Annotated in this window: 21 protein-coding genes and 1 tRNA gene; 7 read left to right on the top strand and 15 right to left on the bottom strand. The window is 70.3% G+C overall.

Annotated features, from left to right (window positions below):
- The first annotated feature begins 82 nt into the window (after window positions 1–82).
- Window positions 83–1,699, top strand: a complete 1,617-nt coding sequence (locus ACWDR3_RS04545) for a DoxX family membrane protein (RefSeq protein WP_450350738.1) — start codon at window positions 83–85, stop codon at window positions 1,697–1,699.
- Window positions 1,700–1,840: 141 nt separating this feature from the next.
- On the opposite strand, the gene ACWDR3_RS04540 is transcribed toward ACWDR3_RS04545, so the two are convergent.
- The 3 genes from ACWDR3_RS04540 to ACWDR3_RS04530 all read right to left on the bottom strand — a co-directional run bounded on the left by ACWDR3_RS04540 (window position 1,841) and on the right by ACWDR3_RS04530 (window position 4,548).
- Window positions 1,841–2,572, bottom strand: a complete 732-nt coding sequence (locus tag ACWDR3_RS04540) for a nucleotidyltransferase family protein (protein WP_450350736.1) — start codon at window positions 2,570–2,572, stop codon at window positions 1,841–1,843.
- A gap of 118 nt (window positions 2,573–2,690) precedes the next feature.
- On the bottom strand, window positions 2,691–3,146 hold the full coding sequence (locus ACWDR3_RS04535) for a hypothetical protein (protein ID WP_401715803.1): 456 nt from the start codon (window positions 3,144–3,146) through the stop codon (window positions 2,691–2,693).
- A 265-nt stretch (window positions 3,147–3,411) separates the two neighbouring features.
- Window positions 3,412–4,548, bottom strand: a complete 1,137-nt coding sequence (locus ACWDR3_RS04530; RefSeq protein WP_450350734.1) for an ABC transporter ATP-binding protein — start codon at window positions 4,546–4,548, stop codon at window positions 3,412–3,414.
- A 221-nt stretch (window positions 4,549–4,769) separates the two neighbouring features.
- Between ACWDR3_RS04530 and ACWDR3_RS04525 the strand changes: the two genes are divergently transcribed.
- Window positions 4,770–4,843 (top strand) — tRNA-Thr (locus ACWDR3_RS04525).
- 161 nt (window positions 4,844–5,004) lie between these two features.
- On the opposite strand, the gene ACWDR3_RS04520 is transcribed toward ACWDR3_RS04525, so the two are convergent.
- From ACWDR3_RS04520 to ACWDR3_RS04510, 3 genes are all read right to left on the bottom strand, one after another.
- Window positions 5,005–5,787, bottom strand: coding sequence for a hypothetical protein (locus ACWDR3_RS04520; RefSeq protein WP_450350732.1), 783 nt, complete (start codon window positions 5,785–5,787; stop codon window positions 5,005–5,007).
- A gap of 295 nt (window positions 5,788–6,082) precedes the next feature.
- Window positions 6,083–7,498, bottom strand: a complete 1,416-nt coding sequence (locus ACWDR3_RS04515) for a hypothetical protein (RefSeq protein WP_450350730.1) — start codon at window positions 7,496–7,498, stop codon at window positions 6,083–6,085.
- Between the two features lie 75 nt (window positions 7,499–7,573).
- Window positions 7,574–9,154 (bottom strand): glycosyl hydrolase, encoded by a 1,581-nt coding sequence (locus ACWDR3_RS04510; RefSeq protein ID WP_450350728.1) that lies wholly within the window; start codon window positions 9,152–9,154, stop codon window positions 7,574–7,576.
- Window positions 9,155–12,093: 2,939 nt separating this feature from the next.
- Between ACWDR3_RS04510 and ACWDR3_RS04505 the strand changes: the two genes are divergently transcribed.
- Window positions 12,094–12,615: a DUF4913 domain-containing protein gene (locus tag ACWDR3_RS04505; protein ID WP_450350726.1), complete on the top strand. Its 522-nt coding sequence runs from the start codon at window positions 12,094–12,096 to the stop codon at window positions 12,613–12,615.
- 73 nt (window positions 12,616–12,688) lie between these two features.
- On the opposite strand, the gene ACWDR3_RS04500 is transcribed toward ACWDR3_RS04505, so the two are convergent.
- Entirely contained in the window at window positions 12,689–13,723 is a 1,035-nt protein-coding gene (locus tag ACWDR3_RS04500; RefSeq protein ID WP_450350724.1) for an NlpC/P60 family protein, read from the bottom strand.
- 187 nt (window positions 13,724–13,910) lie between these two features.
- On the opposite strand from ACWDR3_RS04500, the gene ACWDR3_RS04495 reads away from it, so the two are divergent.
- Complete coding sequence (locus ACWDR3_RS04495; RefSeq protein ID WP_450350722.1) at window positions 13,911–14,303, top strand: hypothetical protein; 393 nt, start codon at window positions 13,911–13,913, stop codon at window positions 14,301–14,303.
- Window positions 14,300–15,565: a DUF418 domain-containing protein gene (locus ACWDR3_RS04490; protein ID WP_450350720.1), complete on the top strand. Its 1,266-nt coding sequence runs from the start codon at window positions 14,300–14,302 to the stop codon at window positions 15,563–15,565. The genes ACWDR3_RS04495 and ACWDR3_RS04490 overlap by 4 nt, the downstream gene beginning before the upstream one ends.
- Here the strand turns inward: ACWDR3_RS04490 and ACWDR3_RS04485 are convergent.
- The 8 genes from ACWDR3_RS04485 to ACWDR3_RS04450 form a co-directional block, all read right to left on the bottom strand.
- Window positions 15,486–17,273, bottom strand: a complete 1,788-nt coding sequence (locus tag ACWDR3_RS04485) for a type IV secretory system conjugative DNA transfer family protein (RefSeq protein ID WP_450350718.1) — start codon at window positions 17,271–17,273, stop codon at window positions 15,486–15,488. The two genes, ACWDR3_RS04490 and ACWDR3_RS04485, sit on opposite strands and share 80 nt — an antisense overlap.
- Window positions 17,270–18,973, bottom strand: a complete 1,704-nt coding sequence (locus ACWDR3_RS04480) for an ATP/GTP-binding protein (RefSeq protein ID WP_450350716.1) — start codon at window positions 18,971–18,973, stop codon at window positions 17,270–17,272. Before ACWDR3_RS04480 ends, ACWDR3_RS04485 begins: the two co-directional genes overlap by 4 nt.
- Window positions 18,970–20,463 carry an SCO6880 family protein gene (locus ACWDR3_RS04475; RefSeq protein ID WP_450350714.1) on the bottom strand — a complete coding sequence of 498 codons (1,494 nt, stop codon included), beginning with the start codon at window positions 20,461–20,463 and terminating at the stop codon, window positions 18,970–18,972. The genes ACWDR3_RS04480 and ACWDR3_RS04475 overlap by 4 nt, the downstream gene beginning before the upstream one ends.
- A gap of 260 nt (window positions 20,464–20,723) precedes the next feature.
- Window positions 20,724–21,923, bottom strand: a complete 1,200-nt coding sequence (locus ACWDR3_RS04470; RefSeq protein WP_450350712.1) for a hypothetical protein — start codon at window positions 21,921–21,923, stop codon at window positions 20,724–20,726.
- A gap of 1 nt (window position 21,924) precedes the next feature.
- The gene (locus ACWDR3_RS04465; protein ID WP_450350710.1) at window positions 21,925–22,701 is read right to left on the bottom strand and encodes a hypothetical protein; all 777 of its coding nucleotides are present in this window, start codon (window positions 22,699–22,701) and stop codon (window positions 21,925–21,927) included.
- Window positions 22,702–22,718: 17 nt separating this feature from the next.
- Window positions 22,719–23,027: a hypothetical protein gene (locus ACWDR3_RS04460; RefSeq protein WP_450350708.1), complete on the bottom strand. Its 309-nt coding sequence runs from the start codon at window positions 23,025–23,027 to the stop codon at window positions 22,719–22,721.
- Window positions 23,028–23,105: 78 nt separating this feature from the next.
- The gene (locus ACWDR3_RS04455; RefSeq protein ID WP_450350706.1) at window positions 23,106–23,420 is read right to left on the bottom strand and encodes a hypothetical protein; all 315 of its coding nucleotides are present in this window, start codon (window positions 23,418–23,420) and stop codon (window positions 23,106–23,108) included.
- A complete protein-coding gene (locus ACWDR3_RS04450) occupies window positions 23,417–24,010 on the bottom strand; it encodes a hypothetical protein (RefSeq protein ID WP_450350704.1) in 594 nt (197 codons plus the stop codon). Before ACWDR3_RS04450 ends, ACWDR3_RS04455 begins: the two co-directional genes overlap by 4 nt.
- A 318-nt stretch (window positions 24,011–24,328) precedes the next feature.
- Here ACWDR3_RS04450 and ACWDR3_RS04445 point away from each other — a divergent pair, with 318 nt between their 5' ends.
- Both ACWDR3_RS04445 and ACWDR3_RS04440 read left to right on the top strand, forming a co-directional pair.
- A complete protein-coding gene (locus tag ACWDR3_RS04445) occupies window positions 24,329–25,141 on the top strand; it encodes a transglycosylase SLT domain-containing protein (RefSeq protein WP_450350702.1) in 813 nt (270 codons plus the stop codon).
- Between the two features lie 11 nt (window positions 25,142–25,152).
- Window positions 25,153–25,926, top strand: coding sequence for a hypothetical protein (locus tag ACWDR3_RS04440; RefSeq protein ID WP_450350700.1), 774 nt, complete (start codon window positions 25,153–25,155; stop codon window positions 25,924–25,926).
- Window positions 25,927–26,002: the final 76 nt, after the last annotated feature.

Below are 26,002 nucleotides of genomic sequence, written 5' to 3'. Positions count from 1 at the left end.
CGGGCGAGGAGGGCAACCTTGACGGAGTCCGGACAGATCCGCCCAGTCAAAGCAGTGTCCTAAACACACGTCACTCGGTTAGATGAGTGTGGACACCAGAACACCCCGCACACCCACGGGGGACGGCCCGTCGGGATTCGACGACGCTCCCGCGCTGAGCATGGTGAAGGTGCCGAGCGATCCGGCGCAGGTCATCGTCAATCATGCGAGCTTCCGCGTGCAGTTGGGCGCCTCGACCCGAGGTCCCCAATCGCCGCGGATCGCACGGCACTTGGGGCCCGCCGACGACAACGCCCGGATCCCCGCCGGAGGTCGCGCACCGCGCCGCCGCCCCGTCGTGTGGAGCGGCAGCGCCGCCCCCGACGACACCGGCGCCCACCGCCTGCTCCAGGCCGTGCGCAGCGGCAGCGTCGGCCATCCGGACGAGTCGTCGGGCGACGCCGGGGCCACCCAGGTCATCCCCCGCGTGGACGTAGGCGGTTACGACGACGTCTACGACTCGCTCGACCAGACCGTCGAGACCCCGATCGTCGGCGCTCAGCGCAGCCGCGAGGACACCGGCGGCACCCGCCTGTTGCCCGACATGCGGCCCGTCGGCAGCGCCTACGACGAGGAACCCGCCTACGGGGACCAGGAGTTCGAGGACTTCGAGGACGGCACGGGGGAGGGCCGGCAGGCCCGGCGCGGCGTCGACCCGGCGCGGCACGCCTATTACCCCGGCCGCCGCATGAACCTCGGCGTCGTCCTGCTCCCCCTGCGCATCTTCCTCGGCTTCATCTCCATCTACGCCGGCATGGGCAAGTTGTGCGACCCCGTCTACTTCGACGGCGGCAAGCGCGGCTCCATGGTCAAGTGGCTCAACACCCTGCATCCGTGGGAAGTCGCCGAGCCACTGCGCCAGTTCGCCCTCCACCACCCGGTCGGCTCCGGCCTCGTCATCGCCTTCGCACAGGTCGTCGTCGGCGTCCTGACGGTGCTGGGCTGCTGGCAGCGGGTCGCCGCCGTCTTCGGCGCGCTGCTGTCGGCCGCGCTCATCGTCACCGTCAGCTGGAAGACCGTCCCCGCCTACGACGCCCCCGACATCATCTACCTCGCCGCCTGGTCCCCGCTGATCATCGCGGGCGCCCCCGTCTACTCCGTGGACGGCCGCCTCGCGGGCAGCGCCTGGCGCCGCCTCGGACCGCGCGCCGACATCTGGGAGCTGCGCCAGTACGTGCTGCGCCGCGGCATCCTCGTCACCGCGATCGTCACCGGCCTCACCCTGCTGCTCGGCTCCCTGCTGGGCGGCGCGGTCCGCGACGCCGACCGCGTGGTCGTCCCCGGCCCCGGCGAGGCCCCGCGCAACGAACTGCCCGGCTCCCCGCTCCCGGAGAAGTCCGGCAAGAAGCACAGCGAGTCGCCATCGGCCTCGACGACTCCCTCGCAGGCCGCCACCACCGGCGCCACGCCGTCCGGCAAGGCGACCACCCCGAGCGCGACCCGGGGCACCACCACCGGTGGCGGCGCCCCGAGCCAGACCCAGGGCACCGGCGGCCAGGCCCCGCCCCAGCAGTCCTCACCCGCCGGCGGCGGCGCCCCGAGCACCAGCTCGGGACCCACCTCCGGCGGTACGAGCGGCGGCACCGGCTCGACAGGCGGCACCGGCACCGGGGGCACCTCCTCCGGCCAACCGGGCCTGGTGGGCGGCCTGTTGGGGTAGCCGAGCCGGTGGGCAAGATCCTGGGCACGCCCGCCGGCTGAACGATCGCCCGCAGAGCAGATACACGAGGGGTCCCGCACCGGATTCAGGTGCGGGACCCCTTCTGGCTTGCCTGGGCCTCCTGTTGGCTCGCCCGGACCCTCAACGCCCCAGCGCGGCCAGTTCCTTCGCCGCCTCTGTCAGGTCCTTCGCCGTGTCGATGGCCCGCCAGTACGCCCCGTGCGGGATGGGGAATCCGGCCAGCCGCCGCTCCCGCGCGAGGTGCGGGAACGTCGTCCGCTCGTGGTCCCCCCGCTCGGGCAGCAGATCCGCGAACCCGGGCGCGAAGACGTACACACCCGCATTGATCTCGTACGTCGTCGGCGGGGCCTCGATGAAGTCCGTGATGTGCCCGAAGCCGTCCGTCTTCACGGCGCCCCAGGGGATGCGGGGCCGGGCCAGGGCGAGGGTCGCGACGGCGTCGCGCTCGGCGTGGAAGTCCGCCATCTCACGGAGGGAGAAGCGGGTCCAGATGTCGCCGTTGGTGGCGTACCAAGGGCGGTCCGGGTGGGGGAGATGCGCGGCCGCGTACTTCAGGCCACCACCGCGGCCCAGCGGCTCGGTCTCTATGACCGTCTTGACGTTCACCGGCAGGTCGGCGGTGGCCAGCCACTTCTCCAGGACGTCGGCGAGATGGCCGCAGCTGACGACCACGTCCGTCACACCCTCCTCGGCCAGCCAGGACAGCTGATGGCCGATGATCGGAGTCCCCGTGCCGGGGATCTCGACCATCGGCTTGGGCCGGTCGTCGGTGTACGGACGCAGCCGGGAACCCTGGCCACCGGCCAGGACGACGGCTTGAACAGGGCGTGCGGCGGCGTTCGGATCGGTCATGACTCGAACTGTACGACGCGCCCCGCGGGCGGCCGGAGTCGGCAACCGTTCCGTGATGAGCCGTAGCCCTCCTCCGCACCTGACCGGTCCGGAGGAGGGCCGGGAACCCTCGTGTGCCTCAGCTGTGGACCGCGGCGACCCCCGAGGCGAAGGACGTGTCACAGACGGGGCGGGCGTACGACTGCGCCTTGGAGGGCCCGTACACGCGCACCGCGGCCTTGCCGAGGGCGCGCGCGATGGACACGCAGTGCTCGGCGAGCGAGGGGCGCTCGGTGACCGCCTGCTGGAGGTGCGTGAGGACCTCGCCCGGGTTCTCCTCCTGGAGCTCGGCGAGGAGTTGGTCGCGCAGTACGTCCTGGGGGGCGCGGTGGACCGCCGCGGCGCCCTTGGCGTCGTCGATCGCGTCGGAGGCGGTGAGCACCGAGGACGAGGAGTTCCCCGACCAGTTGACTCGGGTGACCGCGAGGGTCCCGGAGAGCACCAGGACGACGGGCAGGACAAGGGCGAGCGTGCGGCCGATCCGGCGGGCGGGGCCCCGGCCGCGTCGCGTCTGTTGGTTAGTGGAGTGCTTCACGCTCGTGAGGGTAGCGCCCGGTGATGATTTGGCGACATTTAGTCACCGGTTCGGGGGATGAAGTGGTGCCTCTTTTTGGGTAACGGGTTGACGCGGCTGCTCGAAACGTCCGGAGTGCCGGGGTATCCGAGGCGCGGGGGGACGGGGGGGACGGGGGGACGGGGGGCGGGGGGACCTGGGTGTCCGGGATACGGAGAGGGGCCCCCGCGGTGCGCCCGCGAGGGCCCCTCTCCGTATGCGGTTGTTGCGGGTGCTGTTCCTCGGGTCAGTCGGTGAGGCGCTCGCCCGTGGAGGTCGAGAAGACGTGGGTCTCGCCCGGCCGCGGCACGACGTGGAGCGTGGCGCCCTTCTCCGGGACGCGGCGGCCCTCGACGCGGACGACGAGGTCCTTGGTCTCGCCGCCGACCTCGGCGCTGCCGTAGACGTAACCGTCCGCGCCCAGCTCCTCGACGACGTTCACGGAGACCGCGAGGCCGGCCGGGGCGTCCTCGGAGTGCTTCTCCAGGGACGAGGCGGCGCCGCCGTTCTCCTCGACGATGTCGAAGTGCTCCGGACGGACGCCGACGGTCACCGTCTTGTCGCCCTTGTCGGTAGCGGCCTTCAGGGCGTCGCGGTTGACCGGGACGACGCTGTTGCCGAACTTCACACCGCCGTCGGTGATCGGGACCTCGACCAGGTTCATGGCCGGGGAGCCGATGAAGCCGGCGACGAAGAGGTTGGCGGGGCGGTCGTACATGTTGCGCGGGGAGTCGACCTGCTGGAGCAGCCCGTCCTTGAGGACGGCCACGCGGTCGCCCATCGTCATGGCCTCGACCTGGTCGTGGGTGACGTAGACGGTGGTGATGCCGAGACGGCGCTGCAGCGAGGCGATCTGCGTACGGGTGGAGACGCGGAGCTTGGCGTCCAGGTTGGACAGCGGCTCGTCCATGAGGAATACCTGGGGCTCACGCACGATGGCGCGGCCCATCGCGACACGCTGGCGCTGACCACCGGACAGGGCCTTCGGCTTGCGGTCCAGGTAGTCGGTGAGGTCGAGGATCTTCGCGGCCTCTTCGACCTTCTTGCGGATGTCCGCCTTGTTGACGCCGGCGATCTTCAGGGCGAAGCCCATGTTGTCGGCGACGCTCATGTGCGGGTACAGCGCGTAGTTCTGGAACACCATGGCGATGTCCCGGTCCTTGGGCGGCAGGTGCGTGACGTCGCGCTCACCGATGCGGATGGAGCCGGCGTTGACGTCCTCGAGCCCCGCGAGCATGCGGAGCGAGGTGGACTTGCCGCAGCCGGACGGACCGACGAGGACGAGGAACTCGCCGTCCCCGACCTCGATCTCCAGTCCATCGACGGCGGGCTTCTCGGTGCCCGGGTAGATCCGGGTCGCCTTGTCGAACGAGACAGTGGCCATGGTGAAGGCCCCCTTCTACCGGCAGGAACGTGCCGGACGATCCGTTGTAGGAAGGTGGTGTAGTCCACAAGAGCGGACTGGCTTCGGACGGTACCTCGCGTTCGCCTGATCTGTCAGTACCCGTGAGCATGTGAACTTCGCGGAAATATTCGACAGGGCGCCACTGTGAGCTGGGTACACTGCACGGGCACGCCCGCCGCGCGGGTCGCGGGCGCGTGCAGGCCTCCTTAGCTCAGATGGCCAGAGCAACGCACTTGTAATGCGTAGGTCGTCGGTTCGAATCCGACAGGGGGCTCTCCTGCAAGCCCAGCTCTGACAGCGTCTGAGCTGGGCTTTTGCGTTCAGCGGCTGCGGCTGCGGCGGCGCCGAGCGCGGGCCCTGCCGCGGTTGAGGGTCTCAGTTCTGGTCTCTGTGGTGCCGCTGCCTTCGGCTTTGGTGGTTCTGGCGCCGCCGGGCTCAGGGTCGCGACCTGATGTCTCCCGTTCTTGCCCAGATCTGACGCTCTCCGTAGGAGAGGAGCCCGTGTGGCTCCAGGTCAAGTTTCTCGGCACGCTTCACCAGGACTTCCTGGTATCCGTTCATCTCCCCTGTCGCCAGATCCAAAAGAAGAGTGAGCTGAGCCCCCTGGCTGTCTGTCTGTGCGGAGACACCGAAAACCTCTCGGCCGGATCTGTCCGTGGTGACTCCCGCAAGGGCCAGGCCTGCCGTTCCTGCCAGCACACGCAGCATCGCGGCACGCAGCGATGCTTCCACGATCCCCAAGTCGTAATAGACGTCTCTCACAGCTCTGAGCAGACCCTGCGGGCTTCCCCCGCTCACAAAAATCAACTCCCGTGAAAGACTGTCGAGATCGTCAGACAAAGGCATTACGCCTTCCCATACGTCCCTGAGCGTGCTGAACTCCCCGGCCCGGACCATGCGGTCCACGACCTGTACATCGGGGAGCACCGAATCCGCTTCCTTCCATAGCCGCGCTGAACCGGCCGAGGTGAACTCGAAAGGGTAATTTCTGCGCACGAGGCGACCCGATCCGTCCGAGCTACGCCAACGCTCGGTCTGCGTGGGCTGCCAGGCACTTGCGCCCCTTCCATCGATCACTCGAGTGGTTAAATTAACCCCCATGTCCCTTGTGTAGATATATGGGCCAGAGAAAAGCGGGTCATTAAGTTGCGCGACAGTCTCGGAGATGCTCGTCACGAATTCACTCATGCCGAAATCGAGTCGCTCAAACGGCAACATGAATTCCTCATTCCGTACCGAATGCTGCTATTCTTTCTCGGTTTATTCAATATCTGGCCTGTGTCGGAACCCCACGGCCCGATGACGTGGCCGCGAGGCGCCTGACCGACGAAGGGGGTGGCTTTGAGCGTGGCGGCCGGCGCTGTCTCGGCTGGGGCCAGCGAGCCAGACTACGCACAACGAGCTCTGGCTGAGGCGGAGTTGAACGACCATCGACGAGCTCGTGCCAAACTCGGGACCCCACGCGCGTTTCGTCAGTACCCGCGACTGACCCTCGGCATCAGGTGAACGTGGTTCAGACCGTGAGTTTTACGGCTTCCAGGTAGCTGTTGTTGTTGAAGGTGCCGACCGTGAGCAGGTCCGGGCGGGCGTTTGCGCAGCTCTTGGCGGTCCAGGTGCTGCCGTGGACCTTGCCGGACTGGCAGATTCGGCCCTTGCCGATGTTGATGGCGAAGGCCAGGAGGTTCGGGGCGGACTTCTTGGCGCTGCCGATGTAGTTGCTGGCGCCGTCGGCGGCGAGGTCCGTCCACTCCGGTTTCCACTTGCCCTCGCCGTTGATCGAGGCGGGGTCGTGGACGAAGGCGTTCGCGGACGAGCCGCCGACGCCGGACACCGCGATGTTCAGGGCCTTGATCGGCTTCTTCTTGCCCGGCCGCCCGGCCGTCGCGCCGTCGCACACCGGTTTCTGCCAGCCCTGTCCGCTGACGTAGGCGCGGTAGCAGATGTGCCGGGTGTGCGGGTGGCTCCTGGCCAGGCGCTGCACGGCGGTGGCGGCGGTGACCGGCTTCGGGGGCTTCGCCGTCACGGTGACCTGCGGCGGCCTCGCCGTCACGGTGACGGTGCCCGCGCCGCCGTTCGGGGCGGGCGTCGTCCTCGGCGCGGGCTTCCGCGTCGTGGGCGTCGCGCTGGGTGTCGTAGGCACCGTGGTGGGGATCTCGGTGAACGTCGGTGACGGTTCCGGGGGCAGTGGGGCTCCGGTCGCGGTCGAGTCGGGCTTCGTGCGGGCGGCCTGTGTCTCCTTCCCGCTGTCGGCCGGTGCGTTGCTGCCCAGGATTACGAGGGGTACGACGACGAGGGCTGCGACGGTGAGGGCTACCGGGCCTACGACGAGGGGTTTGTGGAGCAGGCCCGGTCCCTCGTACTCGTCGTCCGACTGGCGGGGGTGGTTGGCGCGGTTGATCAGGGGGCGGGGGGTGGTTGGGCCGGGGGTAGTGGTGGTGGCGGTGGAGGGGCTTAGCGGGGGTGGGGGATCGGTGGGGTCGGGGAGGGCGTATGACTCCGGCTCCTCCGTGAGGTCTTCGTCGAAGGCCTCGTACTCCTCGTACTCCTCGTACTCCTCGTACTCCTCGTACTCGTCGTCCCTTTCGTCGTCCTCGTCTTCGTGCTCGGTGAGGGGGACGAGCGTGGTTTCGGCGGGGGCGGGGGTGTTCTCCCGGTGTTCCTCCAGGAGTCTGCTCGAACCGTCGGGGGCTACCTCGACGTGGGCGACGTAGTCCGCCGACGGGTCGGAGATGTCCGCCGTCACGGTGGTGTTCCGGTCGCGTGCGTAGGCGTGCAGCGTGTCGAGGATCGCCGCGTCGACGGCCTCGCCCCGTGCCGCCGGTACGGGGCGGCCGTCGATGGCGGCGGAGCCGTCGCCGGCGATGACCACGTCGAAGTGGTTGCCCCCGGTGTTCGGCTCGTCTGCTTCTTCACCCCGGCTCAAGTCCATTGCCATTCCTTCCTGATGGTGTCCGCTCCAACGCAACGGGCCGGGGTGCGGCGGCGGTTCAAAACCGGCTCGGTGTCAGCCCGCGGCGCGGTAGGCCTGGCCGCTCGCGTTCGGGGTCGTGCCGTCGTAGAGGCCGGTCGGGCTGGTCTGGGTGGAGAGGGTGAACCAGGCGTAGCGCTCCACGTAGTCCAGGCCGTCGAGCATCGGCGTGGAGGCGTTGATGAAGTCGACCTGCTGCTGCGCGCTGGGATAGCGGGCTGGGTCCTGAGCGTCCTTCGAGAAGTCGATGAGGCCGTACTCGGTCAGCCAGATCGGCTTGTCGGGGTAGCGGGCGTGGACGGCCTCTATGTAGGCGCGCAGTTGGTTGACGGCGTTGGGGCCGAATTCGGCGCCGTACCAGTGCAGGGGGATGAAGTCGACGCGGAGGTGGCGGTCATCGGCTCCCTTCATGAAGCGGTCGAGCCAGCCGTCGGGGGTGTCGGCGCCGAAGGCGACCGTCGGGGCGCCCAGGCGCAGGCCGGTGGACTCCAGTCGGGGCCAGAAGTCGAGGGCCTCTTCGGGGGTGAGGTCGGACTGGCTGGGCAGGTCGGGTTCGTTGAAGCCGAGCAACTCCTTGCCCTGGCTTGCGGCTTGGGCGAGTTCGGCGTCGGTCACCGAGTCGCGGCCCCAGATCATCGGGACGTACTCGACGCCTTCCGGCTTGGTGACGGAGCCGGTTGAGGAGGCCCAGTTGTAGTACCAGGAGGCGCCGGAGTCGGTGAGGGCCTGGGAGATGCCGTCGAAGGGGTTGAGGCTGACGCCCTTGTGGGGGGTGTCGGAGGCCGGGACGGTGGGGGCGGGGGCGGTGGCTGTCGCGGTGGTGGTGGGGTCGGTGGGGGTGGTTGGGGTGGTGGCGGTGTCTGTGGGGATGGTGCCGGCGTTTCCGAAGACGACGGTCAGGCCGGAGCACTTGGTGCACTGGTACATGACCTTGTTGCCTGGTTCGGCGTCCTGCTTGGACCAGGCGTACGCGGTCGGGCACTTCTGGTTGACCATGTCGCTGTACGGGGTCTTCGCGTCGCGGTTCGGGTTCACGCACACCAACGGCTGGCCGGATGCCGGGTCCTTGGTGAGGTTGTCGGCGGGGCAGGCGGAGAGCAGGTCCTCGGGGCAGCCGGCGATCGCGCACTCGCCGGTCTCGGGGGGTGTGACGTCGTTCGGGGTGATGGTGATGGGCATCGCTACGGCGTTGACGTAACTGACGTCGTACCAGGGGGCCGCGGCGTCGGCGGGGTCGAAGTTGAACTCGGCCAGGCCGGTGGGTTCTTCGGTGAGGGTGCAGTGGTCGGCGTACGGGCCGCAGTCGCCTACGGCGCAGTGGAAGGTGCTGCCTTCCTCGCCGGTGCAGCCTTGGCGGGCGAAGAACTTCCCTCGCCAGTGGCCTCCTTGGGTCTCGGGGATGGTGACGGTGGCGGGTTGGCCGGGGTCGAGGTTCGGGAGACCGGTGAGGTTGGCCGAGCCGTCGGCGTTGACTGTGGTGCCGATCCAGATGCGTTCGGTGGTGTTGTTCCAGAGGGTGACGGTGTGGTCGGGGGTGGCGGTGTCGGCGGCGGGTTTTTCGTTGATGCCGGTGGCGTCCGAGCTGTGGGACTGGATCCCGATGGTGGTGCCTGTCACTCCGACGATGACCAGGAGGAGGGCTAGGAGGAAGGAGGTGCGTCTGCTTATGGGGCGGGGGAGGCGCGGGAGGCGCGGAAAGCGTGGGGGGTGTGGGAGGTGCGGGGTGCGCATTGGGGGTGCCTTTCCGTCGGGTCTGCGTCCATGGGGCGGGCTGCGACTTGCTTGATTCGGTGGGCAGTTGTCGCTTGCGTAGGCACGACGGATGGGGGGTGGGGGAGGGTTCAGCGGTGGTGGGATGGCGTTATCGGCTTCGTGGATTCGGGGTGGTGTGGGTAGTGCTGGGAGCGCTATCGGGCGTGCGGTATGGGTTGTTGGAGGCCAGGGGCGAACGAGATGTCGCGCTGGGCGAGTCACCCTGATTCGGCTGGGAATCCTGTGAGTTGCGAATCGCACGGAGTCCTTCGGGGCCGAGCAGGGATTGCCCGGGGGGCACCGGTTCCGTGGGCACCGGTTGCGGAGAGGCGGTCGGATGCGGGCCCCGCTCCCAGTGTTGTCGGGCTGCCGCGGTGTTGGCCTCTCGCTGTAACTCCCGCCAGTACGCGTTGTTGGCGTGGTGCGCGATATCCGGAATGTCTTGCGGGGCTTTGTCGTACGCGTGCTTCAAAACCTCGTTGGTCCTGACCAGTTGCAGAATCGCGTCCTCGAAGGCTTCGGGTTGGAGAGCCATCAGTTGACGGGCCGCTTCCTGGATGCCCGGTTCGGGTGAGCCGGTCGCCTGTCCGACTCCGGGAGACGGGGGCGGGGACGGGGGCAGGAACGGTATCTCCGACAGGCCCAAGGAGGCTTCTATGAGGCTGTCGATGAGAAGCTTCCATTCCTCCGCGAGTTGATTCCGGAGGCGCTTCCAGAACCCTGGCCTGCCGGGTTTGGCGCGCGGGCGGTCCTTGGGCTTGGACAGTTTCTTCGGTGTCTTGGCTTTCTGGCCCTGGCTCTGCCGTTCTCTGAGCGACCGTCTGTTGGTCGAGGCAGCCGTACTCTCGTCCGCCACGTTGCCCCTCTTTCAGGTTCAGCGCGGGGTGGTCGACAACTCGAATCCCGGCGGCAACGGCAACAGGCCGGGAGGCAATGGGGACTTGGGGGCCGGTGGGGTGGTGCTGGCGGCCGGTAGTGGCGCGGGTCGACTGGGATAACACGCTTCCGAGTGCGACGAGGGCCGGCGCCGCTTCAGCAGACCGTGTGGCGCGAGTCGCCACGTTTTGGCAGTGGGCATGTGCGTGCCTCCCCAACCTGTGGACTGGAATCCGTGGTGGTTCGAGATGCACAACGGCTCGTGTACCGCGAGTGGTTCAGTACGATCCCTCTACGGTTGGAAGCCCGCAGAGGCCCGCGTACGGGCGCCCGGTGATCACGATATCGGCATGTCTACGACGAGCCGAGCTGAATCACCGGGTGCCCTCCTCACGCGAGTTTGTCAGTGACTGTGTTGCTTACCTTTGCGGGTTACTTGCCCATTGGGTGGTAGGTGTTGCTGGCGTGCCTGCTCCCGTTCTCCGCTGTTGGCCGGGTAGCGGAGGTGCCACCGTTGCTGGCCGGCTGGCTGGCCATGATTCGTTGCCGCGCTTCCCCATCGCGCGGCATCTGAGCCGTAGTCGTATACGTATCCTGACGCCTCGGAGCTGCAGGACGCTCGCGTACGGTTTCGGGGTACGTCGGCCTGGACGTCGCCGACGAGTGCCTCGATATCGGCTGGTCCTCGCGCTCGGACGAGGACGTGCGCCTCGGCGAGGGCTGGGACCTTGCGCTTGCGAAGGAGTCCGGACTGCTCCCATTCGAGGGTATTCGCGCGGGTGCGGGCCTCTGGTCGGTGGTCCTCCGCTCCGGGTTCGCGGGCCTCTGGTCGGTGGTCCTCCGCTCCGGGTTCACCCGGGGCGCGTGGCGCGACCGGCCTGGTTCCGCGAGCTCTTCCGTGTTCCTGCGGGAAGGCCGCTGCCGGGGTTCCTGGGATGTCCGCCGCCGGGGTTCCTGGGGTGTCTGCTGCCGGGATTCTGCGGGGACCGACGCAATTGTAGTGCTTGTTTGAGCCGCCGTTTCCTTCGCTTTGCGCCGATCCTCCCTGTAATTGGCCCCGGCGGCCAAAGTCCCAAAGCCGGTCGAGACGCTACTCAGGACGTCCGAGGCTCCCTGGTGGCGGGGGGCGGCCGCTGTGGCGGCGCCACCCACTATCCCTGACACGGCACCGGCGAAGCCGCTAAGCACCCCCTCCGTGCTCTTCCCATCGTGCATAGCTTTGATGCCCTTGCCTGCCGACGTCACATTGCCGGTCGTTTCAATGACCACACCGACTCTTTGGACGGTCGGATCCGACGAGAGGGTCCTCATGCCCTTGCCCACGTTTGCAATGATGACAGGGGCGACATCTGTGGCGAACTTCATGATGCTCGCCTGGTTCTCCCGCGCCCAGTTGACGACATCCCATGTACGCCTGCTGGTCGCGCTCAACCAGCGGGCCGTTGCCTCGGCGCTCTCCCTGGCCCACAGGAACACGCTGACGACACCAGTTGGACTGCGGTGGACTCCGAAGACCCTTCCGCTCTCCTCGTCCAGGATCCTTGCCCTCGTTCCCCCTTCCCCGGGAACGTCATCGACGCGGAGCTGTTCCCTTTCGGGCAGGCGGATGGCAGTGCGGGTCGTCGGCGAGTAGCGGAAGTCCTCGCTCGGTGGGATTGGTGCGGTCGGTGCGGTGGTCCTTCGCCTTAGTGGTTCCGGTGGTGTACCCATGCTGGAATCCACTCCCTTTCGTGAAGCGAGAGATCTGCTTGCTGACGGGACACAACGGAACCGGAGAGCGGTTGGTTCAAACGGGCGGCGCCGACAGGGAAATTCGGATCGGAGGTCGAGCCGCTAGTCGTCCGGCGGCTGGTGAACCGTAGGCGCTCCGCGGACGTCGTGTGCGTGCACCGATTCAGTAGAAGTCGCCGAGAGAAAGCAGGACGGTCATGTCCACTCGGACCTCTGAGGTTTCCGTAACCGAGCCGGTGGCCACTCCCGCCGGGGAAACCGACCTGCCCCCTGAGGGGACGGCTGCACAGCAGGAGTCTCCGCCTCCGTCGGACCCGTCCCCGCCACAATTCATCGTCTATCTGGACGGACCCGAATACGCCCACGCATTGCGTCAGTTGACACTGTGGACCCATCACGTGCTACTGCCGGTCTATGCCAGGGAGGCCACCTCCACGGCTCCCTGGTGCCCGTGCTGGTGGGAACACCCCGAAGCGGTGGCCCAACTCCACGGACTGTGGCTCGCCTGGGCTGAGTTGACGGGCGCCGGTTCGGGACTGTGCGGGCCCGCGAACTGGCACCGTGACTACCTGGTATCCGTGATGAACTCCCTGCGCGACCCGATGGGCCCCTTCGCCGGCTGCAAGTTCGGCACACACCGGCCGAAGGAGTCGCCGCCCGTGGAGGCCGTCGACCCATTCGGGCCGCTTCCAGAGCCTCCGCCGCTCGATCCTGCCTGAACGAGTCGCTTCGAGCAGGCATCATGAGGCGGATGCGCGCCTCGCGCGCGCATCCGCCTGAATGGGCCCGACCTCACCCGCCCGGCCGCACCACCCCCAAGATCTCCATGGACGCCACCGGCGATATATAAATCACCCTCCCCGGCCGAGGTGCCGAGATGATCTTGCCGTTGCCTATGTACAGGGCCACGTGGCTTGCGTCCGAGAAGTAGATGACCAGGTCGCCTGGGCGCATCGCGGACGTGGGGACGTGGGGGAGTTGGGACCACTGGAGTTCTGAGGTGCGGGGGATGGTTACTCCCGCTGCCAGCCAGGACGCTGAGGTCAGGCCTGAGCAGTCGAAGGAGTTGGGGCCCTCGGCGCCCCAGACGTAGGGCTTGCCGAGTTGGCGTTCGGCGTAGGCGATGGCCTTGCGGGCAGACGGGGTTGCCTCGGTGCTTGACGGAGTGAGGGGGGTCGTTGCCTCCCATTTCGCCTGGGACTTTGCCGCCTCCTTCGCCTCCAGTGCCGCCAGGCGGCGACGTTCCGCTGCTGCCAGGCTTGACTCCAGTCTCTTCGCCTCGGCTATGTGCTGCTCTATCGTCCGGCGCTCCGTGTCCATGGCGCGGCGGTTCTTCTGGAGGCGGGACAGTTCGTCGGACGCGTCCTCGGTGCGGGTGTGCAGTTCCTGGCGGGTGGTCGAAAGGGCCTTGAGGAGGGTCTGAGTTGATTGTTGGGCCTGGTTCGCCAACGCCGCGTTGTTCAGGGCGTTTTCGGGGTCCGAGGCCAGGGTCAGTTGGAACTCGGCCGGCAGGCCTCCCGTGCGGTACTGGGCCGCCGCCGCCGAACCCGCCCGAGAAGTGAGACGGTTCAGCTTTTGCTCCGTCGCTTGGACCTGGGCGTCGAGCGCGCTGACCCGCTTCTTCTGGCGCGTCACCTTCACGTCGACGGCGTTGTACTTGTCCGTCGCGACCTCGGCGTCGTGGTAGAGGCGCTGGAGTTCGGCGCGTACCTCGGTGAGGGTCTGGGGGTCCGCGCGGGCCGTCTGTTGGGTCGCCGCCGTCAGGGCGCAGGCCAGGGCGACCGCGGCGGCCGTCCGGTACCCGTGTGTGCGCAGAGGCTGTCTCATCTGGGTCGAAGCTCCCTTCGGATGTGTCATCCGGTGTGTCTTCCGGTCGTCCCGGTCCGTGCGCTCACACAACGGGCTTGCGGCGTACGGCGGTTCAAGGGCCGTACGTGAACCACGCGGTGCGCGGGAGCCGTTGTGCCCGGGACGGGCGGACGCCCGATGACGCCGATGAAGGGGGCTGGGTCTTATGGAGGCGCGGTTGGTGCTGCCTGCGCTGTTCGTGGGGTTGGGGCTCGGGTTCCTGTCGATGGGGCTGTGGGCCGGTGCGACGGCGCTGCGGCTGCGCCTGCGCGGGCTGCGGGCGGTCGGGGTCGTGACCGCGCGGGTGCGGGTCGGCGGGCGGCGACGCGGGCTCGTGGTGTTCCGCGACCGGCTCGGGCGGGCCGTCGTGGTGGACCCCGGGAGGTACGGGACGTTGTGCGGGCTGCCGTCGGCCGGGGGGAGCGTGCCGGTGGTCTACGTGCGCAACAGGCCTTCCTCGGCCCGGCTTTGGGACGTACGGCATCTGCTGGCACCGGCGTTCGGGTGGTTCCTGTCGTCGGCGGTGGCCTTCGGCAGCTCGGCGGTGGTCTCACCGTGAGCGAGGACCACCTCTCCGTACCGCGCGAATCCGTACCGCGCGCACGCGGCCTTCCCTCGCGCGTCCACGAGATCGACATGCTCCGCGGGTTCGCCCTGTTCGGGATCCTGCTCGTCAACGCCCGGATGATCGCCGGGACTTATGTCGTGGAGACGGGGGCAGCCGGGGGACCGGTCCTCGACCGCGTGGCCGGCTGGCTGGTGACCGCGGTGTTCTCCACCGAGTTCTATCTGCCGTTCTCCTTCCTGTTCGGCTACAGCTTCGTGCTCCAGGAACTGGCCGCCCGGCGTGCCGGCGACGCCTTCGCGTCGCTTCATCTGCGCCGCACGCTCGCCCTGTTCGCGCTCGGCCTCGTGCACGCCGTGCTGCTCTTCCCCGGCGACATCCTGATGACGTACGCCGTGCTGGGGCTGGTGCTGTACGGGCTGCGGGGGCTCGGCCCGCGGGGCGCGCTGAGAATCGGCGTGGCCCTGGTCGTGGGTCTGGCCGTGCTGCTGCTCGGGTACGGGCTGCTCGTCCTCGCCGAGCCGGCGGCGCCGGCAGCCCCGTCGGCGCCGGTCGCCTATGTGCCCCCGATCGTGTACGAGTACCGCGGCGGATTCCTCTCCGTCGTCGGCGCCCACCTCAGTGAACTCCCCGCGCACATCGGCGCCGACCTGCTGTACGCGCCCGACATCCTGGCCGCGTTCCTGGCCGGGCTCGCGGCGGCGAAGGCGGGGCTCGTGGAGCGGCGGGGCCGGGACCGGGCGTGGCTGCGGCGGGTCGTCGTACGGTGGCTGCCGGTCGGTCTGGCCGGCAGTGTGTTCGCGGCGTGCTGTGTCGAAGGTCCGCTGGACGGCCGGTGGTTCATGGTCGGGCAGGCGGTGACGACGCTCACCGCGCCCGCGCTGACGGCGTCGTACGCCTGCGGGCTGCTTCTGCTGCTCGGCTGCCGCGGGCGGGTCGCCGGCCTGCTCACCCGGCTGCTCGCGGCCGCCGGGCGGATGTCGCTCACCCACTACCTCACCCAGTCGCTCGTCCTCGCGTGCGTGTTCACCGGGTACGGGCTCGGGCTCTACGGTCGGGTCGGTACCGCGCTCGTCGGGGTGGGGTGCGTCGGGTTGTACGTGGCCCAACTCGCCCTCGGCATGCGCCTGATGGGGCGAGTCCGGTACGGGCCCGTGGAGCTGTTGCTGCGTGCCGTCACACGGGGAACTCGTCCGCGAACGCCGGCTTGGACAGGTACACGCCCCGTGGATGACGGCGTGCCGCGCGTTCGGTGATGGCCGCCGACTCCGCCTTCGCCGCCGCCGAGATGGCGCCCGCGCCGGGCTCCTTGTACCAGGGGCGCAGTCGGATCAGGGCCGGTTTGACGCCTGTTGCCAGCAGGAGCGCGGTGCCCTTCGGGAGGGCGCGGATCCGGTCGGGCGGCAGGACGGCCTCCTGGCGGTAGGAGTACGAGCGTGAAGTGCCGTCCCTGCCACGGGAGATGCTCGGCGTCTTCACGTCGTGCTGGCCGACCAGCGTGGAGATCTTCTGGACGAAGTCGGCGTCGTCCAGGCCCGCGCCCAGGAGCTTGACGGTCGCCGCGCTCCACAGCGCGTCCATGCCCATCTCGCCCCACACCCGGGCGCCCTGGCGGTAACTCTGCAGCAGGGTCACGACGTTGATGCCGCGCGAGCCGAAGTGCGAGTAGAGGTCGGGGAGGTCGGAGATGCGGCACACGTTGGCCGCCTCGTCGAGGACCGCCGTGAGGGGCGGGTCGAGGCGGCCGCCCATGCGCTCGGCGGCGACCACGCCCGCCCGCATCGTCGCGTCCGCGATGCCCGCGATGACACCGGCCGCCGAGCCGCCGCCGTCCTTGGACAGCAGATAGAGAGTGTCCGTGCCCAGGACGTGGTGCTCGGGGCGGAACTCGGGCAACGCGGGATCGGGGGTGACCCAGGCCAGGATCTCCGGGTCGAGCAGACAGGAGACGGTCTGGCGGGCGGTCTCGAAGATGCCGTCCCGGGTCTCCACCGCGCCGCGGACCGTGCCCTGCAACTGCTCGGCCATCGCCACGAGTCCGTGGTCGCGCAGCAGGTCGACCGGGGTGCGGTCGGCGGGGTCGGCCAGCCAGCCGAGCAGCTCGGTGACCGAGGAACCGCTGCGGGCGGCGGCGAGGAAAAGGGCGGTGAGGGTGTTCTGGGCGGCCGAGATCCAGAAGTCCTTCTTCGCGGTGTCGTCGTTGACGGACGCCACGAAGTGGCCGGCCAGCCGGCGGGCGCCCTCGGTGGTGTGGCACTCGCTGAGCAGGTCCCACCACATGGCGCGCGGGCTGTGGGCGATGCCCTGCGGGTCGAACGTCCATACCGTGCCCGCCCGTTCGCGCTCGGCGCGGGTGACGGCGTACACGTCGGACTTGTTCGAGGTGAGCAGCACGGCGCCCTGGGCGCGCAGCACCCGGGGGACGGCGATGCCGGTGGACTTGCCGGCCCGGGGTGCCATCAGGTCGAGCTCCACGTCCTCGTAACTGCTGCGCAGTTCGGGGCCGTTGGGGGCGAGGTCGCCCAGGAGGTTGCCGGTCTCGTCCGGGTGGAGCTGCTCGCGGCCCTTGAGGGTGGGGCGCAGTTCGCGGGCCCGGGCGGTGATGCCCTTGGGGCACATGGCGGCGAGTTCGCGGCGCCCCGCGAGGCCCTTGGGGCGGTCGGCGCGCTTGAGGAAGAGGCCGAGGACGAGGCCCACCGGGATCGCGAAGAGCGCCAGCAGGCCGAACATGCCCGCGTAGACGACGGCGGCCGGCACCCCGGGCCACAGGGCGTCCGGCCCGTCGGAGGTCAGCCGCACCACGGTGGACAGGGCGAACGGCGGTGCGTCCCAGCCGTACCCGGCGATTCCCGCGCCGAGGGTGCCGCCGGACCAGGCGCCGAGGAACAGGACGAGGCCACCGCCGGCGATCGCGGTCAGGGCCCACGGCAACTGCTCGTTGATGTCGCCGCGCGGGGCGCTCATGCCGTCCGCCTCTCCGACGGGGTCTCCGGGGAGGGGGTGCCGGGGGTGCCGTGAGGGTCGTATGCCCTTTCCTGGGAAGGGAGTTGATGTGCCCCCTCCTGGGAAGCTCTGGCGACCTGGCCCGCCGCGAGGGCCGCCGCCCGTTCGACGGCCTCCTCGTTGGTCGTCCAGCGCAGGTTGGTGTTGTGCAGGTGGCGTTCCGCGTCGGTGATCGCGACCTTGATGGGGATGCCGGGGCGGCCGCCGACCTTGATGAGGAAGCGGCCGCGGCCGGGCGGTTCCTCGTTGTCGCCGTTGACGCCCCAGCCCGGGGGTGAGGACCAGGACGACACGAGTTCGATCTCGCGCCGGGACAGACCCACGATCTTGCCGAGGTCCTCCATCTCCGCCTTCGGCAGACCCGCGCACACCACCATCCCGGCCCGCTCCACGAAGCCGCGGGCCTTGGCGCGGTCGGCGTCGGTGCCCAGGGCCTCGGCATCCTTGAGGGTGTGGGTGATCTTGGCGTCGCCGAGGCCGAGGGAGCGGTTGAGCCGGGTGAGGGCGTCGATGCGGTCGACGATGCCGGTGGCGGCGCGCAGCGGGCGCCACAGCTCGTCGAGCACGGTGAAGAACCAGCGCCTGGGGGCGAGTCCGGCGTCGGCGAGGGCGTGCGAGGCGGCGACCGTGCCGAGCCCGTCGGACCAGGCGGCGAGCATCGCGGCGGCGGTCAGCTGGGTGTCGGCCTCGCCGATGCCGGAGATGTCGATGCACACGGCGGGCGCGTTCGGGTCGATGTGGGTGGACGTCTCGGAGGCGAAGGTGTCGCCGAGCGGGCCGTCGAGGATGCCGAGCAGCGAGCGGTGCAGCGGGTCGACGGCGTCCCGGTAGCGGGTGTCGTCGCCGCGGTCGAGAGTGACCGCGCGCACCCGGTCGGGCCCCTCGGTGAGCACCCGCAGCACGTCCGGCAGCAGCACGGGACGGCCGACGGTGGTGCGTTCGCGCAGATGGTGCAGGACGGCCGAGAGCACGGACTGCTCGTGGTCGTCCATGGGCCGGCCGCGCACGATGGTGATGAGCGCGGCCACCATGTTCAGCACCCGGCCGTGCGCCTCGGCCATCAGTACGTCACCGGCCTGGCCGCCGATCCTCGCGGCGGCGGCGCCCATCGCGCCCGGGTCCAGGACGTTGATGCCGCCCCGGCCGCGGCCGATGGAGATGACCTGGCCGCCCAGCGCGCGGACGGTGTCGGCGTAGTCGGGTTTGAGGTCGCCGAGGACCAGCGGGATCACCCCGGTCGCGGCGAGCCCGATCAGCATCCGGTTGACGAGGGTGGACTTGCCCAGGCCCGGCATGCCGAGCATGAACAGGGAGGGGTTGGAGATGTAGCGGGCCCGGGTGAACCAGTTCAGCGGATCCCCGCAGACGGTGGCGCCGGTGAACAGGTGCTGCCCGAGCGGCACTCCGGTCATGGGCGAGCCGGAGCCGGCGGCGAACGGCCACATGCCGCAGGCCTGCACGGTGGTGGCCCGCCACATGGTCGGCGGATCCAGATAGCCGACCCGGCCGCCGCCCGCGCCCACCCAGCCGCGGGCCGGGACGTACAGCTCCTTGGGCGGACCGGCCTTCGCGGGCTTCCCCGGCTTCTTCGCGGGCGACTTCCCCGACTCGGCGAGCCGGTCGGCCAGTTCCGCCTTCTTCTCCTCGCTGCGCCGACTCACAGCGCCTCCTGCAACTCGTGCGGGACGAGGGTCTGCTCCCAAGGGAGGATCCCGGTCGGCAGGGTGCAGGTGAACGCGGCCGCCTGCATCCGGTCGGCGGGCCGCATCAGCACCCGGGAGGCCGCGGTCAGATTCCGTACGGCCACGCTGGCGTCGGCGAGTTCCTGTGCCGTGTCGACGGTGACCGTCAGCATCAGCGAGAACTCCACGAGCCCCGCGCCCGCGGCCTCCTCCGTCGCGGTCTGTTCCGCCGCGCGCACCTCGGAGGCGGCGCGCGCCTGCACCATGCCTTTGCCGGAGGTCGCCATGAACTGGGCGCTGCGCCGGTCCGCCTCGACGATCCGGGCCGAGGTGGCCGGGTCGATGGTGCGGTAGACCAGCGCGACCCGCTTGCGCCGGGTGCCGGGGGCCGCCTCCAGCATGCCCCGCAGTACGGAGGAGCGGACGGTGCCGCGGGGTGCCAGGGTCATCAGCCAGGTCCGTGACACGCCCGAGTCGTGCTGGTAGCTGCTCACGGTCTCGACGGTGGCGGCGGGTCCTGCGTCGTCCCACTCCAGGCCCGTTCCGCCGTGCTGGGCACGGGCGTTGAGGACGTCGGCGGCGACCGCGGGGTCGTAGGCGACCCGGACCACTTCGGCGATCCGCTCGGCCGTCAGCGGGTACGCGGAGCCGCCGCCGGCCGCGACGAGTCCGCTGAGCAGGCCCGGGATGCGGATGGCGAGGTCGGTGATCACGTCGTCCCGCTTGCGCTTCTGGCCGCCGGGGACGCCGTAGGTGAGGGAGACGTAGGTGTGCATCTCGGAGGACGCGGTCGGGTAGCGGTCGACGACCTCCTCCATCACCGCGCGGGCGGCGGGCGGGGCGTCGGGGTGGATGCGGGGGAGCACCTCGTTGGCGAGCCGGGTGCCCGTGTCGGGGGCGGTCTCCACGATCACGGAGGCGCCGCGCAGGCCGGGTTCGTGGGCCAGCCGGGCCAGCCACTCGCCCCACAGCGCGACCCAGATGTCGACCTGGTCGGGGTCGATGAGGGAACCGCCGTCGGGGTCGCAGCCGAGGACGATCGTGTACAGGTTGCGGTTGGGGTGGTGGAGGACGCCGAAGGGCCGGTCGTAGGCGTCCCGGCCCTCGGTCGCGGTGACCTTGTTCAGCAGGCCCGGCGGGCGGAACCGGCCGCCGGGGCGGGCGGACAGCGGGCCGGACACGTAGAGATGGGCGCCCTTCGCCTTGCGGCGCCACCAGCCGATCCGCAGGGTGATCAGCTGGTAGACGTTGCGGCCGTCCTGGGTGCGGATGGCCAGCGGGATCAGGAACAGCACGATCGGCACGAGCACGGTCAGCGCCGCGTACAGCGAGATCAGCGACGCGAGCAGGGTGATGACGAGTCCGCCGAAGACGACGAAGGTGCCGAGCAGACCGAGCGGACCGAGCCCCGCCCGGCGTGGCCGGCGCCAGTTCCCGTAGGTCGGATGAGTGACGGCTTGCGTGGACATGAGGTCCGGTTCCCTTCCTTGACTGACCTGAGGTGTACGAGAGCGGGGAGGCCGCCGAACTCCCGCGGGGGGAGGGGGAGTTCGACGGCCGTTCGGGGTGGGCGGCGAGGACGGGGCGGTCGGCTCACCGACTCCGGCAGCTCCCTCGGCGGGTGGCGGGCCGTCCCCGAGGGTGGCTCACCGCCCGCGGTGGGTGGCTTGCCCTTCGGCGCGGTTCACCGCTCCTGGCGGGCGGCTCATCCCTCCGAAGGAGCCCCGCGTCACGTGTTGTTGCCCTTCTCGCCGTCCGCGCCCTCGACCGCGCCGCTGATGGTTCCGGCGGCTGCCTGGGAGGCGGCCACCGCCGCGAGGATGGCGATGCCGGCGGGGCCGCCCATGGCCGCGGCCGCCTCGGACCCGGCGCCGGCGGCGCCCGCGCCCGATCCGGCTGGGGTCTTGGTCCGGGCGCCTTCCGAGGTACCGCCCTTCCCACCGCCCTGTCCGGTCGAGCTCGTGTACCTGTCCGAGCCGGTGGAGCCGGACGCACCGCCCGATCCGGACGCGCCCTGCGGGCCCGCGCCCCCGCCGCTCATCGCGGCGAACTGGACCGCTCCGGTCGCGAAGCTGCTCGACGCTCCGCCCACGGCGGACATGCCGTCGCCGGTGCCGATGGCCGCGGTGGCGGGCACGACGACCTTCAGCAGCGCGGGCAGCGCCACGGCGGACAGCAGCATCAGGCCGATGCCGGCGATGCGTTCGTTGACGGTGTTGCCGTAGTCCGTGTCCTTGCTGTTGAGCAATTCCGAGCCCGCGTACAGCACGAGACCGACCGCGGGTTTGTAGAGCACCCAGGCGATCAGCCAGCCCACGTGCTTGCGCCACCAGCCGGCACCCCAGTCCGTCATGGAGGCCGCGGCGGCCAGCGGAAGGGTGCCCAGGAGCACGATCATGACGCCGAGCCGGATGTACATCAGGATCGTGTGGAGGATCCCGGCGATCAGCAGCAGGAACGCCAGGACCAGCAGTGCGAAGGTCTCGATCCCGTTCCCCTGCGAACAGGAGCCGACGTTCTGCAGGTTGTCCTCCACGCCCAGCTTCAGCAGATGCTGGGCGAAGCCGTCCGAGACGGCGACCGCGGCCATGAGGACCGAGGTGGCGGCACCCGAGACGAGAACGACCCGCACGATGCCCTTCAGCGCGGTGCGGCCCGCGTCACCCCGGCGCTCGATGGCCATCCGGGCGGCGGCGAAGAGCAGCGAGCCGACCGCGAGGTAGACCACGAGCCAGTAGGTCTGGTTGCCGACCGCCTTCGAGGGTTCCGGGCTGGTCATGGTCGGGATCGCCTCGGTCAGGCCGGCGAACACGGCGACCGCGCCCGCGAGGATGGCCTTCGCGATCAGGTTGATGATGGTCCCGATGGGGTTGCCGAGAAAGCTGAAGAAGGTCGCCACCGCGTCGGTGACCGGGTTTCCGGAGCACATGTCAACTCCCCCACAGGACGAAGCCGTCGGTGCCCTGGACGCTCGACACCGGCGAATGCAGGGAGCCGTCGTCGTCGTTCGGCTGGACCTTCCAGTCGCCGCCGCTCCAGCGCAGCTGGATGGCGGTCGCCATATAGCCCTGGTCCCCCTTCATCAGCAGCCTGACGGTCGCCGCCTCGCTGCTGTACGAGGTGACAGCGAAGCCCGCGTACGAGGCGACGGACGTGCTGCTGTCGCGTACGTCGGTGTCCTGGACGGTGGCGCGGGTGAACTCGAACAGGTCGCGTCCCTGACCGGCGACGACCTGCTGCTTGGTCACCACGCGCCAGCCGGACCCGCTCATCTGGGAGGGGATGATGTGGGCGGCGAGCGCGGCGCCGGTGGGCGTGTGGGCGAAGCACCACCACAGGTTCTTCTCGATCTTGGTGGGTCCGGCCGCGGCCGAGACGGGCACCCGCGAGATCCCGAGCATCCGCCAGCGCACATCCGTCGGCGCGGCCTGCGGCAGCGCGTCACCCGCGCTGTCGTCGGTACGGCAGCCCAGGGGCCGTCCGTCGGTCAGCACGGCCTTCCCGGACAGCGGTCCGTCCGCCACCACCTTGTTCACCCGGTCGCCCTGGTCGTCCGGGCCGGAGGTGAGCGCGACGATCCCGCCCACCAGGAGCACGATGCCGAGGAATCCGGCCGACACCTGCCAGCCGCGCTGCTTCCAGTACGGCCCGGGGTGCTCGATCTGCCCGGTGTCGCGCCCGGCCTGTCGTTCCCTGCGTGTGAACATCTGCGCCGCCCCCCGGTTCACGCGAAGACGAAGTTGATCAGCGGGCCGGCGGTGGACACCAGGACACAGCCGCCGAGCACCATCCCGAGGCGGCTCATGTGCTCGGAACTCTCGCCCCGCTTGACGGAGATGGCCATCATCGCGCCGGTGATCAGGACACCGGCGACACCGGCGGCGGTGCCGGCCCAGGCGGCGATGCCGAGGACCGTGTTGACCTTGCCGGTCAGTTCGCCGGGAGCCTTGGGCACCGGTGAGGGCACGGCGGTTTCGTCGCCGGGGGTGGCGGCTGCGAGGAAATTGGAGACTTCGGACAGCAGAGCGGACATGGTGATCTCCGGGACGTAGGTGGCCGACGGAAGCGGCGGGTGTGTGGGTGAGGTGTGGTTACGGAAGGTGGGCCGGCGTCACTTGGTGAGCTCTCCCAGGAGCCGCAGGTCGCCGAGGAACGAGACGAGCGGGCCTGCCGACGTGGCGACCAGGCAGCCGAGGGTGACGAAGAAGAAGCCGCGGAAGTGCGAGGCGCCCTCGCCCGGTTCGCCGCGGTTGAGCTGGATCGACATCTGGATGCCGACGATGATCAGTCCGGCGACACCGCAGGCGGTGGCGCACCAGGCGAGCAGGTTGATGAGGTAGTCCGCTTCCCAGGTCGGCTCGTACACCGGGTCGTCCGGTTTGGGCTTGTCGGCCAGGAACTGGACACCTGCCTGCCAGAGGCTCACAATCCGGCCCCTTGGCCGAGCCGTTCGCTCCCCACCAGGCCGGCCAGCCGCACGAGTTGACGGGGCGGGGCCTTCGGATGGCCGCCCGTGCGCCAGGCCGGGATCCACGGCACCCGGTGCACCTGGGCGACGGAGCGCAGCACCCGGATCCGGCGCAGCAGCGCGAGCGGCAGCCGCCCTGGGGCGTCCGCGACGAGGACCACGGCCAGCAGGTCGAGCCCGCGCGGGGCCTTCCCCTCGTCCAGCGCGCCCAACGCCCAGGAGACGGCGCGCAGTCCGCGCGCGCTGGTCCGGCCGACCAGCACGATCCGGTGCGGCTCCCCCTTGGCGGGCTCCGGCCAGCGGGCTCCTACGTCCACGCCGCCGAGGACCTCGACCAGCGAGGTCGCACCGGCCCCGCCGTGCGCCTGGACCCAGCCGATCTCGTCCCCCGACCGCGCCCCCTGGGACCGCCGCGGCCGGGCCGGGGTCGTCGCCTCGGAGACCCGCGTGGCGGTCCGCGCGGGAGCGGCACGGCGGGTGCGGGCGGCCGGAGTCGGGGCCGGGGCCGGGGCCGGAGTCCGTACGGCGGTCCGGTCACGGGGCGCCACGTCCGCCGTGCTCGTCGTCCGGCCGGTGGTGGGCCCGTCCGTTCCCGTCGGCGGACCGGTCGTGTCGCCGCCGGGAGCGGGCCGTGGGGTCCTCGGGCCCCGTTCCCACGACTGCGGGCCCGACGGCATTGCCGTAGGAGTGCCCATGTGCGTCTCGCCCCCCTCTTCGCTGGGTCTTCCGCTGTTCTGGTTGGTGCGTTTTCGGTTGGTTTGAACTTCTTCGCTCCCGGGCCCGTTTGGACCTCTCAAGCCCGGCGGACAGCACAACGGGCCGTGCGGGCACGGCGGTTCAAGACGAGAGGAAGAAGGAATGCGCCCATGAGCGCGGGTAGCGGAGGGGGCGGCGGCTCGAACACCGCCAGGAACACCGCGATCGCCGGTACCGGCTGCGGCTGCCTGCTGGCGCCGGTCGTCCTGGTCGGCGGGGTGATCGTCACGGTGGTGGTCGGCGGGTTCGGGGTGCTCCTCGCCCCGCTGATCGCGCTGATCCTGCTCTTCGGCGGAGGCGGCGGCAGCGACAGCGCCAACGAGCAGATCGCCGACCAGTCGCTCGACGTCCTCCAGGGCGACGGCAAGGGCGAGTTGGACACCACCACAGTCCCCGAGGACCTGCTGGACCCCATCCAGAAGGCCGGCGAACTCTGCGACGCGATCGGCCCGATCGTCATCGCCTCGCAGGTGGAGAAGGAGTCCGGCTTCAACGCCGCCCTGGTCGGACCCAACGGCGAGCAGGGCATCTCCCAGCTGCCGCCGGAGATCTTCACCAAGTACGGCAAGGACGACGACGACTCCGGCGAGACCTCCGCCCTGGACCCCGAGGACTCGATCATGGCGCAAGGCCGCTACATGTGCGATCTCGCCGCCCAGGCCCAGCAGTTGATCGACGGCGGCGGGATCGACACGGCCACCGGGGACGACGCCGGCATCACCAACAGCGTCCTTGACCTCGCCCTGGCCGGCTACGACGTCGGGTGGGACGAGGTCCGCGCGGCCCGTGGCGTGCCGAAGACGAACAGCGCCCTGGGCTATGTCCTGTCCGTGCGCGCCCAGTTCGCCAAGTACCAGGGCCTCGCCGCCCCGCCCGAGGGCGCCACGCCCGGAGTCACCCCCACCGAACCGGTCGACCCGTGAGGAGGACCACCATGGCCCGCTTCGAAGTCCGCATCTGTGACGAGGGGTTCGCCGAGATCGACGGCGACCCCCTCGTGCCCGCACCCGGCGAGTCCGTGCACGAGGCCGTGCTGGACGAGCTGCAGCGCCGCGCCGAGGAGTGCGCCGCCGTCGTCGAGGCGACGGTGCACGACGGCCCCGGCGCCCCCCACTTCGTCCTGTCGGTGTCGCCGGACGGCTCCAGCAGCGTCCTCGTGCCCGAGCCCGAGCAGGCACCGGCGCCCGCGCCCGCCGCCGCTTCCGCCGTGGCCACCGCGGTCGCCCGCGCCCGGGCCCGCGCCACCACCGGCGCGGTCACCGACGTGCCCGCCGAACTCGCCGAACAGGTCGGCCGTATCCAGGAGTCGGCCGCCGCAGGCCGGCTGGACGAGGCGTTCGCCCGCGCGACCGCGCTGCGCGAGGAGCTGACCGGCTCGACGGGCGCGAGCCACCCCTGCGCGGTGGAGGCGAGGGCGTTGGAGGCCTACCTCGCGCATCTGCGCGGCGACCACCGGCAGGCCGTCGTGCTCGCGCTGGCCGTGGCCCGGATCCGGTGCGGGGCCATGGACGGGCGGGCGGCGGCGGACGTGGTGCGGGCGGCGGCCGCCTGGCAACAGCTCGACGACGAGCGGGCGTTGATCGTCCACGGCCGCGAACTGCTGCACATGTGGGCCGCGTTGGACCGCGGCGGACTGCTGCCACCGGGCGACGCGGAACTCGCCGGGCTGGTCCGCGAGGAGGTGGAGGCACTGGCGGTGTACGCGTGACGCCGCCGCGCCGACCAGCTCGTCAATCGACGCGTACACGCGGTGTCAAACGAATGTGGAACGCCCCTCGGAACAC

The sequence above is a fragment of the Streptomyces sp. NPDC001002 genome, from assembly GCF_053599215.1.
This window is presented reverse-complemented; position numbering and strand designations above follow the sequence as displayed.